This is a genomic window from Microbacterium sp. ZW3a (genome assembly GCF_057167165.1).
In genome coordinates this window covers 2,596,633-2,608,926 of the sequence record NZ_CM169903.1, presented here as the reverse complement: position 1 = coordinate 2,608,926, position 12,294 = coordinate 2,596,633, and the positions used below count along the sequence as shown (strand labels likewise).

Here is a 12,294-nt window from a genome sequence, read left to right as displayed (position 1 = left end):
GGGCGTCAGTGCGGCGCGTGGTACTCGGCGGTGCCGCGCTTCCAGTAGCCCTTCACGATCGTGGCCGCCGGGTCGCCGGCCCACCGATCCAGCAGCAGGGCGCGGCCCGCGCGCACGAGGGACTGCTCGGCGGCGACGAACCCGAAGATGCACCCGTCGGGGCGCTCTTCCACGTCGAGCGCGTCCAGCCAGTCCGCCAGCTCCGTCCCCGCGGGGCGGTCTCCGCGGTGCAGCTGCACGACCTCGACGCCCGCGGGTGCCTCGACCGGGAGGTCGTGCGCGGCGGTCGGAACCTCGACCGCGATGCGGCCGACGGCGTCGGCATCCATCGACGCCGCGAACCGGCGGATCGCCGGAACCGCGGTCTCGTCGCCGGCCAGGAGCCACGCGTCCGGTCGCCCGGTCAGCACGAGTGAGCCGCGCGGACCACCGACGCCGGCCGGAGCCCCGATCGGTGCGTGCTCGGCCCAGCGGCTGCCGACACCGTCGCCGTGGAGCGCGAACTCGAGGTCGAGCCAGCCCGCGTCGGCATCCCAGGCGACGGGGGTGTATTCGCGGCTCGGGGCGGACCGCAGGTCTTCGGATGACGCGGAGGCCTCGGGGAAGAACACGCGCACGTGGTCGTCGGCTCCGGGGGAGTCGAATCCGCGCAGGTCGTCGCCGGCCAGCCGCACGCGGACGTACGTCGGGCTCAGCCGAGTGCGACGCGCAAGCGTCGCCGACCGGAAGACGAGGTCGTGCCGACGGGGCTCGAGCCGGGCGCCGAGGAGCGGGTTGGACTTTCTCATATAGCTAAGGCTAACCTAACTCGCCGAGCGGTTTCGTCTGTCGGCGCGACCGCCCTCGTCACCCCGTACTGGAGAGAATCGCATGAGTTCACGCCTGTTCCGCCCCCTCGCCGCCGCCTCGCTGGCCGCCGCCCTCGCCCTCACGGGGTGCGCCGCGGGGACGACCGCTCCCGCCGCCGAGGACGCGACCGCTGCCCCCACGACGGTCACCGTCGAGGACAACCACGGCGAGATCGAGGTGCCCGTGAACCCCGAGCGAGTGGTGGCGCTGGACAACACGACGTTCCAGACGCTCAGTGATTGGGGCGTCACGCTCGTCGCGGCGCCGAAGCCCCTCATGTACGACCTCTGGCCGCAGCTCTCGGACGGCGACGAGGTGCTCGACGTGGGGCTGCACCGCGAACCCGACATCGAGGCCGTCGTGGCCGCAGACCCCGACCTCATCGTCGGTGGCTACCGCTTCCGCGAAATCTACGATCAGCTGACGCAGATTCAGCCCGCCACCATCGAGACCAGCCCGCGCGAGGGCGAGGATCACACGTCGGAGCTCAAGCGGCAGACCGAGATCCTCGGGAAGGTCTTCGGCCACGAGGACGATGCGGCGAAGCTGAACGCCGATCTGGATGCCGCGATCGCCGACGCTCGTGCGGCGTATGACCCGAGCCAGACCGCGATGGGGCTGATCGCCTCGGGCGGGAAGATCGCGTACGCCGCCCCCGGCGACGGTCGCGGCGTGGGCACCCTGTTCCCGACGCTGGGGCTGACCCCGGCACTCGAACGCGCCGCCGAGGACGCCTCGCACGGCGATGACATCTCGGTCGAGGCGATCGCCGCCGCCCAGCCCGAGTGGCTCTTCGTACTCGACCGCGACGCGATGTTCGGGGAGGACGGCTACGTTCCCGCCAAGGAGTTGGTCGAGAACTCCGAGGCGCTGAAGAACGTCCCCGCCGTCCAGAAGGGGCAGATCGTCTACCTCGACGGCAGCTTCTACCTCGACGAGGGCATCCAGGCCTACACGAAGCTGTACCGCTCCGCCGCCGAGGCGTTCTCGTCCTGAGGTGAGACGCCTCTCTCTTCCGGTCGCCGTCGTCGTCGTCGCCGCACTCGTCGTTCTCTCGCTGTTCGTCGGCGTGTACGACCTCGGCGGCGACGACTTCGGCGCGGAGATGTTCTGGATCTCCCGCGTCCCTCGCACCGCGGCGCTCGTGCTCGCCGGCTGCGCGATGGCGGTGTCGGGGCTGATCATGCAGCTACTCACCCAGAACCGCTTCGTCGAGCCCTCGACCACCGGAACCTCCGAATGGGCGGCGCTCGGGCTCCTCCTCACCGTGATCGTGGCCCCGGCGGCGCCGGTCCCGGTGCGCATGGTCGTCGCCTCGCTCGCCGCCTTCGTCGGCACGATGGTGTTCCTGGCGATCCTCCGCCGGATTTCACTCCGTTCCTCTCTCGTGGTGCCGTTGGTCGGGATCATGCTCGGCGCGGTGGTGTCGTCGTTCACGACCTACATCGCCGTTACGACGAACTCGCTGCAGATGCTCGGCACCTGGTTCATGGGGAGTTTCACCGCGATCGTGCGGGGGCGCTACGAGATCCTCTGGATCGTCGCGATCGTCGTCGTGCTCGTGTTCCTCTTCGCCGATCGGCTCACCGTCGCCGGCCTCGGCCGCGACATCGCGACGTCCGTCGGCCTCGATCACGCACGGGTGCTGCTGGCGGGCACGGCGCTGGTCGCCGTGGCCACGGGCATGACCACGGTCGTCGTGGGCTTTCTGCCCTTCCTCGGGCTGGTGGTCCCGAACCTCGTGTCGATGTGGCGCGGAGACAACGCCCGCGCGAACCTGCCGTGGGTGTGCCTCGGTGGCGTGGCGATCGTCGTCGCGTGCGACATCATCGGGCGGGTGATCCGGATGCCATTCGAGGTCCCCGTCTCGATGATCCTCGGCGTCGTCGGCGCCGCCGTGTTCATCTCCCTGCTGCTGAGGATGCGTGCCCGTGTCTGACACCCTCGTCCGCCCCGCCGTCGTGCGGCGCCCGCGCGTGGCCTGGCGCTTCGCGCTCCTCGGCCTCATCGTCGTGATCGCCACGATCGGCGTGCTCACCTGGGACGTGCCCGGCGTTCCCGGGTCCCGCGGCTACGGGATCGCGATGAACCTGCGCGTGGTGAGCGTCGCCACGATCGCGCTCGTCGCCTGCTGCCAGGCCGCGGCCACGGTGCTGTTCCACACCGCGACGGGCAATCGCATCCTGACCCCCTCGATCATGGGCTTCGACGCGCTTTACGTGGTGATGCAGACCGCCCTGGTGTTCTTCTTCGGCGCTGCCGCGCTGACGGCGACCGACGGCCTGCTGAAGGTCGCGATCCAGAGTGCGCTGATGGTGGGATTCGCCACGCTCCTCTACGGCTGGCTCTTCGCCGGGCGTCGCGGCAACCTCCACATCATGCTGCTGGTCGGCATCGTGCTGGGCATCGGGTTCGGCTCGCTCTCCACCGTCATGCAACGCCTGCTCACTCCCAGCGACTTCGACATCCTCTCGGCCCGGCTGTTCGGCAACCTCTCGAACTCGGATGCCGGCTACCTCCCGTGGGGAGCCCTCGTCGTGGCCGCGGTGCTCGTGGCCGTCTGGCGCGCGCGACACCGGCTCGACGTGCTGGCTCTGGGGCGCGAGGCATCCGTGAATCTGGGTCTGTCGTACCGGCGGGAGGTGACCGTCATCCTTGTTCTCGTGGCGGTGCTGATCTCGGTGTCGACGACGATGGTCGGACCGATGACCTTCTTCGGCTTCCTCGTGGCGACCCTCGCGTACCAGCTCGCCGGGTCGTCGGAGCATCGCATCGTGCTCCCGTTCGCCGTGCTGCTGGGCATGGCGACCCTTCTCGCGGGCTATTTCGTGCTGCGACACGTGTTCTACGCCGCCGGGATGCTCTCGATCATCATCGAGTTCGTCGGCGGCGTGTTCTTCCTCGTCTACCTCCTGCGGAAGGGAGCCCTGTGATCCGTCTCACCGACGTCACGATGACCTACGGCGACCAGACGGTGCTGGGGCCGGTGTCGCTGGACATCCCCGCCGGCGGGGTGACGGCCCTCGTCGGCCCCAACGGGGCGGGCAAGTCGACGATGCTCACGATCGTGGGACGCCTGGCGACGCCGACGTCCGGACGCGTCACGGTGGCCGGACATGACGTGGCCACGACGCCCGGACGAACCCTCGCCCGGGTCGTGTCGATCCTCCGGCAGGAGAACCACTTCGTCACGCGCCTGACCGTGCGCGAACTGGTGGGCTTCGGTCGTTTCCCCCACTCGCGGGGGCGGCTGACCGCCGACGATCATGCCAAGGTCGACGAGGCCATCGCCTTCCTCGACCTCGGGGAGCTCGCCGGGCGCTACCTGGACCAGCTCTCCGGCGGCCAGCGGCAGCGCGCCTACGTGGCGATGGTGCTCGCGCAGGACACCGACTACATCCTGCTCGACGAACCCCTGAACAATCTCGACATGCGGCACGCGGTCGCCATGATGGGGCAGCTGCGGCGCGCCGCCGATGAACTCGGGAAGACGATCGTCATCGTCGTGCACGACATCAACTTTGCCGCCGCGTACGCCGACCGCATCGTCGCCCTGTCCGAGGGACGCGTCGTGCACGAAGGCAGTCCCGCGGAAATCATGACGCCCGAGACGCTGGAGGAGGTCTTCGGCACGCCCGTCGAGGTGCGCCGCGACGGTGCGTACCCGCTCGCCGTGTACTACCGCTGACCGGCGCTGGCGTGAGCGGGAGTGCGGTGCGTCAGAGCTCGACGCCGTTGTCGGGGTCATTGACCCCGACGTTGCGGCCCCGGCTCGACTCGAAGGCGATGAGCCACCCGATCGAGACGATCGCCGCCAGGAGGATCCCCAACCACAGGTTCTGGAAGACGAGCCCGAACAGCACTCCGGCCCCCAGCAGCACGAGGCTGCCCAGGATCCAGTAAGTGCGTCCTCGCGGCCAGCCCGTTCCCGATTGCGTCATGCCGCCCAGCCTACGGGCGTGAACCGCCGCCCGACCACGTCGCCGTACCGGCGATCGCGGTGGCAGGCGATCAGGATCCGCGCGTCAGCGGTCGCGGTGGTCTTCCGGGTGCAGGCGCGGACCGCGCCGGGGTTCGAGAGCGGACCCGGCGGCGATGAGACGGATGACGCGCTGCCGGTGCCCCGCGAACGGCTCGAGCAACTCCAGCATCCCGTCGTCGTCGGTGCGGTGGCCGGTCAGCGCGTAGCCGACCTGGTGCGCGAGATGGTAGTCGCCGATGCTCACGGCATCCGGATCTCCGAAGGCGCGGATGCGCGTTTCGGCACTCGTCCACACACCGACGCCACGGAGGCTGATGAACACCCGGTCGCGCGCCTCGCCGTCGACCGCGGCGGCGGCCGCGCGCGCGATCGTCGCGCCGCGGCGGGCCGCCTCGACGATGGTGCGCGACTGCGGCGGTTCGAGGCCGGCACGGTGCCAGGCCCACGAGGGGACGTGCCGCCACCCCTCGATGTCGGGTGGCGCGAACATCGGGTGGGGCGTGGGACCGGGAGCGCGCTCGCCGTACCAGGTGACGATGCTGCGCCAGGCCGAGAAGGCCTGCATGCCCGTGACCTTCTGCTCCATGATCGCGCTGACGAGCGCGTCGAACACGAGGTCGGTGCGGCCGATGCGCAGATCGGGGTGCCGCCGATGCCACTCGGCGACGGAGGGATGCCGCGACGCGTCGAACCCGTCGGGGTCATCGTGAGCGCCGCACAACGCGGGGAGCTGGTCCAGCGCCCAGCCGGCACCGGGCCCCCACGCGGCGGCGCGGACGGTTCCCGCGGCGGTGGCACGCACAGCCAGCGTCGCAACGCCCGCGGGCGTGCGGCTGACCCGCCAGAGAATTCCGCCGGTGCGCAGCGACCGTGTCACGGTGAAGGTGGGATCGTTGCGGCCATGGCGCTGTGCCCCGATCGCGCGGTCGAGGTCGACGGGCCCTACCGGGCGATACTCGGTCTCGAGAGGGGCGGTGGCGACCGGGCGGGGATCATCTGCCCGCTCTCGCGCGCGCACCCCGGTCGATCTCATGCCGACACCCTACGTCGGCCCACCGACATCGCGGCATCCGAGCAGCGCGTGCGTGCGCGCGGGGTCAGAAGCGGTCGGGCGACGGAGTGCCGTGACCGTAGCGGATCGAGACGTCGGCGTGGCGGTCGAAGCGGTACCCGACCCCGCGCACGGTGCGCACGATGTCTTCGTAGACGCCGAGCTTGGCGCGCAGGCGTCGCACGTGCACATCGATCGTGCGCTCGCCGGGGGCCTCGTCGTCGGTTGCGCCCTCCCAGAGCGAGGCCACGAGCTCGGTGCGCTCGATGGTGCGGCCCTCGCGCAGTACCAGGTACTGCAGCAGCTCGAACTCCTTGAAGGTGAACGCGGCGGACTCCCCGTCGATGAGCACCCGCTTGCGGGAGATGTCGACGACGACCCCGCGGGGCGCGCGGTCCTCCTCGAGGGTTTCGTCCTTCGTCCGGGCGACGGCCGAGGGCTCGTGGAGGGCGAGGCGCACGACGTCGACGTCACGTCCCCCCGCTCCGGCGGGGGCGAGGGCGACCGTCGCGTAGGTCTCGGCGGCGGGGGCGAGCTCGCCGAGCGTGCGACGCAGGGCTTCGACGAGCGTGCCGAGGCTGACACCGGCGGCTGCGGCCTTGGCCTCGTCGATGCCGACGTAGAGCGCGAAACCGCGCGGAGCGGTTCCGGCCGGAACGGCGGGCCGGGCAGCCGGGACCGCGGGGGCGGCAGCGGGCTGGGGGGCCGATGCGGGCACCGCGGCGGCGCGGACCGGCTGCGGGCGGGCGGGGATCGAGGCGGGAGAGGTCACGGTGGTGGGGCGGTCGAGAACGGCGGAGGTCGACATGAGGAAGGTGTCCTTCAGTGGTGAACCCGGGCGTCTCGGGGAGCGGGGTTCGACGGGAGGTGTGTGGCCGAGCGGCCGGAGCGCGGTGTCCGGGTGCGCGTGATCGACGCGAAAGGCGGACGACCGGGCGACGACGCCGGCATGCAGAAGCTCGGGGTCGTCGGAACGAGGGTCGCGGTTAGCGGCACATTCGACAACACATGACAACGCGGCCGGGCATCATCATGCCGGCAGTCCCGTTCGCCTCCCGGGCGGACAGAGAAAGCGCGTTGACAGTCATGGGGGTGATTATGACGCACCGAGTCGAACCGCGTCAAATCATGACGCACGTCGCGGATGGCATCCTGCTCGGTGGCGACGCAGAACCCCGGGCTTCATCGAGCACATTGCTCGGAGAATGCCGATGGCATGGGGGCGGCGTAGCGTGACTTCTCGTGACCAATCTGCTCTTCGCCGACGACCGAGCCGCCTCGCGCTTCACTCTGCACGACGGCGACGACCTCGTGTCGGTTCTCGACTACCGCGACGACGGCCGCACGATCGCGCTCACGCGGGCCTTCACGATCCCGACCTTCCGCGGGCACGGCTACGCGGCGGTCGTCGTCGAACGGGCGGTGGATGCCATCGAGGGCGGGGGCGACCGTGAGATCCTGCCCGTCTGCTGGTACGTCGGGGAGTGGTTCGAGGCGCACCCGGAGCGCAACGGAATCCTGCGCACGCGCTGACCGCGGCGCTACCCACGCGTTGCGGGCACGTCAACCCCTGCGGGCGCGGCCGCCGCGGCGGCGAAGGTGGACACGGTGAAAGGGGATGCCATGACCCACGACCGTGACCTGCCCGAGGGCGTCATCGACGCGAGCCCTCCCGGCGCCTGGGAGAGCGGAGCCGTCGCCGACGGCGAGACCTCCGAGCAGAACGAGCACGCCCAGGGATCGCCCCGCCTGAACGACGCAGCGCCCTCCGATCCGATCGAGGGCGACGCCGCCAGCCAGGGGATCGACCCCGACATGAGTACGGAGGAATGACATGAGCGACAACACCCGTAGCCCCGAGCCCTCGGATGGTCCCGAGGGCGGCTCCGCCGCCGCGGACTCGGTCGGCGGTGCCCTGCACGACGACCGGAAGACGGGCGACCCCGGCGAGCAGTCGGAGCCGTTGATGGACACGCATTCCACCGACGACGGGGCGCGCATCGCGGGCGTCGTCGTGCAGACCCGCGCGGACGTCGGCGACAAGTCCGAGGACCGGATCGTCGAGGTGCTGCGTCAGCGATTCGCCGACATCGGTCTCGATCTCGGAGACGATCGTCTCCGTGCCCTCGCCGCGGAGGTCGCCGGGGGCTGACGCTCCGCCCGCGCGGGTGTCACCCGCGCGGGCTGGCCCCCGATGTCGGAGGCCCGACGTACCGTGTGAGCATGCGCATCCTGCACACCTCCGACTGGCACATCGGGCGGTCCTTTCACGGACACTCCACTCTCGACGCCCTGAGTGAGGTGCTCGACGCCCTCGTGGGGCAGGTACGCGCGCACGACGTCGACGTCGTCATCGTCGCGGGCGACGTGTTCGATTCCGCGGCGCCCTCGGCGGCGTGCTATCCGCTCTTGAGCGCCACCCTCGCGGCGATCGCCGAATCCGGGGCGCGTGTCGTCGTCACCAGCGGGAACCACGACTCCGCCGCCCGACTGGGGTTCCAGTCCGCGCTCCTGCGCGACGAGATCTCGGTCGTCACCGACCCCGCCCGCGTGGGCGAGCCCGTCACGATCGCCGACGCGCACGGCCCGGTGCACTTCTACGGCATCCCCTACCTCGAGCCCGCGATCGTCCGGCACCTGTGGGAGGGCGTCGAGGTGCGCAGCCAGGCGCAGGCCGTCGGCCACGCGATGGATCTCGTCCGCCGCGATGCCGCCTCCCGCGGCGGTCGGTCGGTCGCCGTCGCGCACTGCTTCGCGGCCGGGGTGGAGGCGACGCCGGGGGTGGAACGCGAGATCCGCCAGGGCGGACTCGATGTCGTCCCGATCACCTCTTTCGACGGGCCGGATTACGTGGCGCTCGGTCATATCCACGGGCGCCAGCAGCTCTCCGACCGCGTGCGCTACGCCGGAGCGCCCCTGCACTACAGCTTCGGAGAGGCCGGCAAGCCGCGTGGCTCGTGGCTCGTCGAGCTCGATGCGGCGGGGCTCATCTCGGTGGAGTGGATTGATCTCCCCATTCCTCGGTCGCTGGTGACCCTGCGCGCGTCCTTCGACGAGCTCGTCAACGACGCGCGCTTCGACGCGCACGTCGACGAGTGGGTGCGCGCCGAGTACACCGACCCCACACCTCAGCTCGATCCCATGCGCCGCCTGCAGGCGCGCTTTCCCTGGTGCGCGACGGTCGCACACACCCCCGCCGAGACGCGACCCGACGACGGGCTCGGCTACGCCCGGCGGGTGCGTGCCGCACGAGACGAGGGCGAGATCATCGACGCGTTCCTCTCCCACGTGCGCGAGGGCGAAGGGGCCTCCGAGGCCGAGCGCGCCCTCATTCGCGACCTGCTCGATTTTCGCGCCGTCGTGGAGTCCCGGTCATGAAGCTGCATCGACTCGAACTCGAGGGGTTCGGCCCCTTCCTAGAGCGCCAGATCGTCGATTTCGACGCGTTCGCCGACGACGGCATCTTCCTGATCGCCGGGCGGACCGGCGCTGGCAAGTCGAGCGTGCTCGACGGCGTCTGTTACGGGCTGTATGGCGGCGTCCCGCGGTACGACGGAACCGAGCGACGGTTGCGCAGCGATCACTGCGCCGCCGACGATCCCACGAGCGTCACCGTCGAATTCAGCGCCGAGGGTCGTCGGTGGCGTGTCACCCGATCACCCGAGTACGAGCGACCGAAGCTCCGCGGCGGCGGAACGACGAAGGAACCGCATCGCGCGACCCTGGAGGTGCTCGAACCCGAGGGGTGGACGGGTGTCGCGGCCCGGCCCGTCGACGTGGCGGCCCGGCTCGACGAGATCCTCGGGCTCACGCAGCAGCAGTTTCTGCAGGTGATCCTCCTCGCCCAGAACCGATTCGCCCGCTTCCTGCTAGCCAAGAACGACGAGCGACAGGGGCTGTTGCGCACGCTCTTCGGCACGCGCTCGTTCGAGCAGTATGCCGCGGCACTCGACGACCGTCGCAAGCGCGCCCACGAACGCCTCGCCGCCGAGGGCACCGAGGTGTCCACCCTCCTCGACGAGGCCGAGCGCATGGTCGCGGCGTTCGATGGCGTCGCCCCCGATTCCCCCGGCCCCCGCCCTCTCGCGGATCGGCTCGCCGACGTCGTGCGGGGCGCGGAGCGGGTGCAGTACCGGGTCGAGGCGCTCGTCCACGAGCGAGCGACGGCGAAGACCGCGCTGGATGCCGCTTTGCGCGCGGCCCGAGACGCCGAAACGATGCGCGAGCGTCAGGTCGAGCGCGTGCGCGTCCGGCAGGCGCTGGGGGCGTACGAGGCCGATGCCGGGCGGGTCGATGCGCTGCGGGCCGAGGCCGCTGCGGCCCAGGCCGCGGAAGCCCTTCGGGCACCGGTCGACGCCGCCGCGCGCACCCGCGCCGCCGTCGAGTCGAGCCGACAGCGTGTCCACGGGGCCGCTGACATCGCTCGAGAGCGGGGCGAAGCGCACCTCGACACGGTCGACGCACTCTCCGCCCGCGACGACCAGCTCACGGCGCTGCTCTCCCGGGTCGACGAAGCGTTGGCGGTCGAGAACGATCTCGTCGATCGCGACGCCGCCCTCGCCGTGCGGCGAACCGCGGTCGACTCGGCCGAGCGCGAGAGCGCGGCGCTGGCCGTCCGTCGCGCTGAAGCGCCCGAAGCTCTGCGGGCGCTCGATGACCGGCTCAGCGCGCTCGCCGGAGCGACCGCCCGCCGCGATGCCGGGCGCACCGAGCGCGGCGCCGTGGAGCACCGGCTCGCCGCGGCGCGGGAGGCCGCGCGCCTCGCCGAGGAGCGTGAGCAGGCCGATCTGGCCGCGCTCGTCCGCGCCGACGAACTTCAGCGCGCCGTCGAGTCGTGGAGCGCGCTCCTGCGCCGCCGACTCGCCGGGGCGGCGGGAGAACTCGCCCATTCCCTCGTCGACGGTGAACCGTGCCCCGTGTGCGGAGCGTGCGACCACCCCGCTCCCGCCGCGCCGTCGGACGAACTCGTGACCGACGCCGCGATGACCGCGGCAGAAGAGCGTAAGGCCATCGCGACGGAGCAGGACCGTCTCGCCTCCGACGCCTCCCGGGTGGCGCGCGACGCGCACGCGCTGGCGGCTGCCCGCGCTGGGGGAGAGAGCGTCGCGGCACTGACCGAGCGGCTGCGCGCACTCGACGCCGACCTGGTTATTGCCGAGCGGGAGGTCGCCGAGCATGCCCGCCTCGTCGCCGAGCGCGCAGCACTGACCGACCGCGCGGAGGCGGACGCGCTCGAGAGCGAACGACTCGGGCGGGTGCTCGCCGAGGCGCGGCAGGACCTCGCTCTCGCCGCGCAGCACGCCGACGCTCTGCGCACAGAGGTCGCCGAAGCCCGCGGCGAGTTCGCCACCGTTCTCGACCGGCGAGCCGACGTGCGCGACCGGCGAGATGCGGTGCGCGCCGTGATCGCGGCGCTCGCCGATCTCGACGCGCGCATCCGCGCCGCCGACGACGCCCGTGCGGCGCTCGACGAGCTCCTCGCGGTGAGCGCGTTCGACGACGAGGCCGCGGTTCACGCCGCGCTGCGCGATGAGGCGGTGCGCCGTCGGATCGACGCCGAGATCGCGGAGCACGAGACCGCGCTGGCGGCCACGCGTCGCCGGTTGCTCGACCTCGAGCTGCTCCTCGCCGACGCCCCCGACGAACCGATCGATCTCGCACCGACGACCTCCGCCGTCGAGGATGCCCGCGCGGCCGTCGAGGCGGCGGCCGCCGCGCACGCCGACGCCGCGGCGACCGCGGCGCGCGTCCGCGACCTCGCCGAGCGCGCCGACGCCGGCAGCAGCGCAATCGCGCTGCTCTCACAGGAGCACGCCGTCATCGCGCGTCTGGCCGACACCGTCGCCGGGCGCGCCCCGAACACGCGACGCATGACGCTCGAGACCTTCGTGCTGGCCGCCGAGCTCGAGGAGATCGTGGCCGCGGCCAACCTCCGCCTCGACCACATGTCGTCGGGACGCTACCGGCTGCAGCACACCGACGCGCTCGCCGCCCGCGGCGCCGCGAGCGGCTTGGGGCTCGAGATCATGGATGCCTTCACGGGCCAGTGTCGTCCGCCCCAGTCGCTCTCGGGCGGCGAGACCTTCCTCGCCTCGCTCGCGCTCGCGCTCGGGCTCGCCGAGGTGGTCACGGCGCGGGCGGGTGGCATCCGTCTCGACACGCTGTTCATCGACGAGGGCTTCGGCTCCCTCGACGACGACACCCTCGACCTGGCCATGCGCACGCTCGACGAACTCCGCCAGGGCGGGCGCACCGTGGGCGTGATCAGCCACGTCGCCTCGATGAAGGAGCAGCTCCCGGCGCAGGTGCGCGTCGCCGCCACACCGCGCGGCCCGAGCATCATCCGCCAAGACACCGGGGTCCTCCAGCGCTGAACGATCCGCCGAACCCGACGGCGACGAAGCCGCCTAGG

At 71.6% G+C, this 12,294-nt stretch carries 13 protein-coding genes; 9 read left to right on the top strand and 4 right to left on the bottom strand.

Annotation, left to right across the window (positions count from 1 at the left end; genetic code table 11):
• Positions 1-5: 5 nt before the first annotated feature.
• Positions 6-788: a siderophore-interacting protein gene (locus ACU6WY_RS12310; RefSeq protein WP_483819931.1), complete on the bottom strand. Its 783-nt coding sequence runs from the start codon at positions 786-788 to the stop codon at positions 6-8.
• An 82-nt stretch (positions 789-870) separates the two neighbouring features.
• Here ACU6WY_RS12310 and ACU6WY_RS12305 point away from each other — a divergent pair, with 82 nt between their 5' ends.
• Genes ACU6WY_RS12305 through ACU6WY_RS12290 form a run of 4 tightly spaced genes read left to right on the top strand, consistent with a single transcriptional unit; the run spans position 871 to position 4,537 of the window.
• Positions 871-1,845, top strand: a complete 975-nt coding sequence (locus ACU6WY_RS12305) for a siderophore ABC transporter substrate-binding protein (RefSeq protein ID WP_483819930.1) — start codon at positions 871-873, stop codon at positions 1,843-1,845.
• Between the two features lies 1 nt (position 1,846).
• Positions 1,847-2,788, top strand: a complete 942-nt coding sequence (locus tag ACU6WY_RS12300; RefSeq protein ID WP_483819929.1) for an ABC transporter permease — start codon at positions 1,847-1,849, stop codon at positions 2,786-2,788.
• Complete coding sequence (locus ACU6WY_RS12295; RefSeq protein ID WP_483819928.1) at positions 2,781-3,782, top strand: iron chelate uptake ABC transporter family permease subunit; 1,002 nt, start codon at positions 2,781-2,783, stop codon at positions 3,780-3,782. Before ACU6WY_RS12300 ends, ACU6WY_RS12295 begins: the two co-directional genes overlap by 8 nt.
• On the top strand, positions 3,779-4,537 hold the full coding sequence (locus ACU6WY_RS12290) for an iron ABC transporter ATP-binding protein (RefSeq protein ID WP_483819927.1): 759 nt from the start codon (positions 3,779-3,781) through the stop codon (positions 4,535-4,537). Before ACU6WY_RS12295 ends, ACU6WY_RS12290 begins: the two co-directional genes overlap by 4 nt.
• 31 nt (positions 4,538-4,568) lie before the next feature.
• Here ACU6WY_RS12290 and ACU6WY_RS12285 read toward each other — a convergent pair whose 3' ends face one another.
• The 3 genes from ACU6WY_RS12285 to ACU6WY_RS12275 all read right to left on the bottom strand — a co-directional run bounded on the left by ACU6WY_RS12285 (position 4,569) and on the right by ACU6WY_RS12275 (position 6,690).
• Entirely contained in the window at positions 4,569-4,790 is a 222-nt protein-coding gene (locus ACU6WY_RS12285) for a hypothetical protein (RefSeq protein WP_483819926.1), read from the bottom strand.
• Positions 4,791-4,874: 84 nt separating this feature from the next.
• On the bottom strand, positions 4,875-5,864 hold the full coding sequence (locus ACU6WY_RS12280; RefSeq protein WP_483819925.1) for a DNA-3-methyladenine glycosylase family protein: 990 nt from the start codon (positions 5,862-5,864) through the stop codon (positions 4,875-4,877).
• A 64-nt stretch (positions 5,865-5,928) separates the two neighbouring features.
• On the bottom strand, positions 5,929-6,690 hold the full coding sequence (locus ACU6WY_RS12275) for a winged helix-turn-helix domain-containing protein (protein WP_483819924.1): 762 nt from the start codon (positions 6,688-6,690) through the stop codon (positions 5,929-5,931).
• Positions 6,691-7,124: 434 nt separating this feature from the next.
• Between ACU6WY_RS12275 and ACU6WY_RS12270 the strand changes: the two genes are divergently transcribed.
• The 5 genes from ACU6WY_RS12270 to ACU6WY_RS12250 all read left to right on the top strand — a co-directional run bounded on the left by ACU6WY_RS12270 (position 7,125) and on the right by ACU6WY_RS12250 (position 12,256).
• Positions 7,125-7,415, top strand: a complete 291-nt coding sequence (locus tag ACU6WY_RS12270) for a GNAT family N-acetyltransferase (protein WP_483819923.1) — start codon at positions 7,125-7,127, stop codon at positions 7,413-7,415.
• Between the two features lie 90 nt (positions 7,416-7,505).
• On the top strand, positions 7,506-7,715 hold the full coding sequence (locus tag ACU6WY_RS12265) for a hypothetical protein (RefSeq protein ID WP_483819922.1): 210 nt from the start codon (positions 7,506-7,508) through the stop codon (positions 7,713-7,715).
• A 1-nt stretch (position 7,716) separates the two neighbouring features.
• A complete protein-coding gene (locus ACU6WY_RS12260) occupies positions 7,717-8,034 on the top strand; it encodes a hypothetical protein (protein ID WP_483819921.1) in 318 nt (105 codons plus the stop codon).
• 71 nt (positions 8,035-8,105) lie between these two features.
• Entirely contained in the window at positions 8,106-9,260 is a 1,155-nt protein-coding gene (locus ACU6WY_RS12255) for an exonuclease SbcCD subunit D (RefSeq protein WP_483819920.1), read from the top strand.
• The gene (locus ACU6WY_RS12250) at positions 9,257-12,256 is read left to right on the top strand and encodes an AAA family ATPase (RefSeq protein WP_483819919.1); all 3,000 of its coding nucleotides are present in this window, start codon (positions 9,257-9,259) and stop codon (positions 12,254-12,256) included. Before ACU6WY_RS12255 ends, ACU6WY_RS12250 begins: the two co-directional genes overlap by 4 nt.
• The last annotated feature ends 38 nt before the right edge of the window (positions 12,257-12,294 follow it).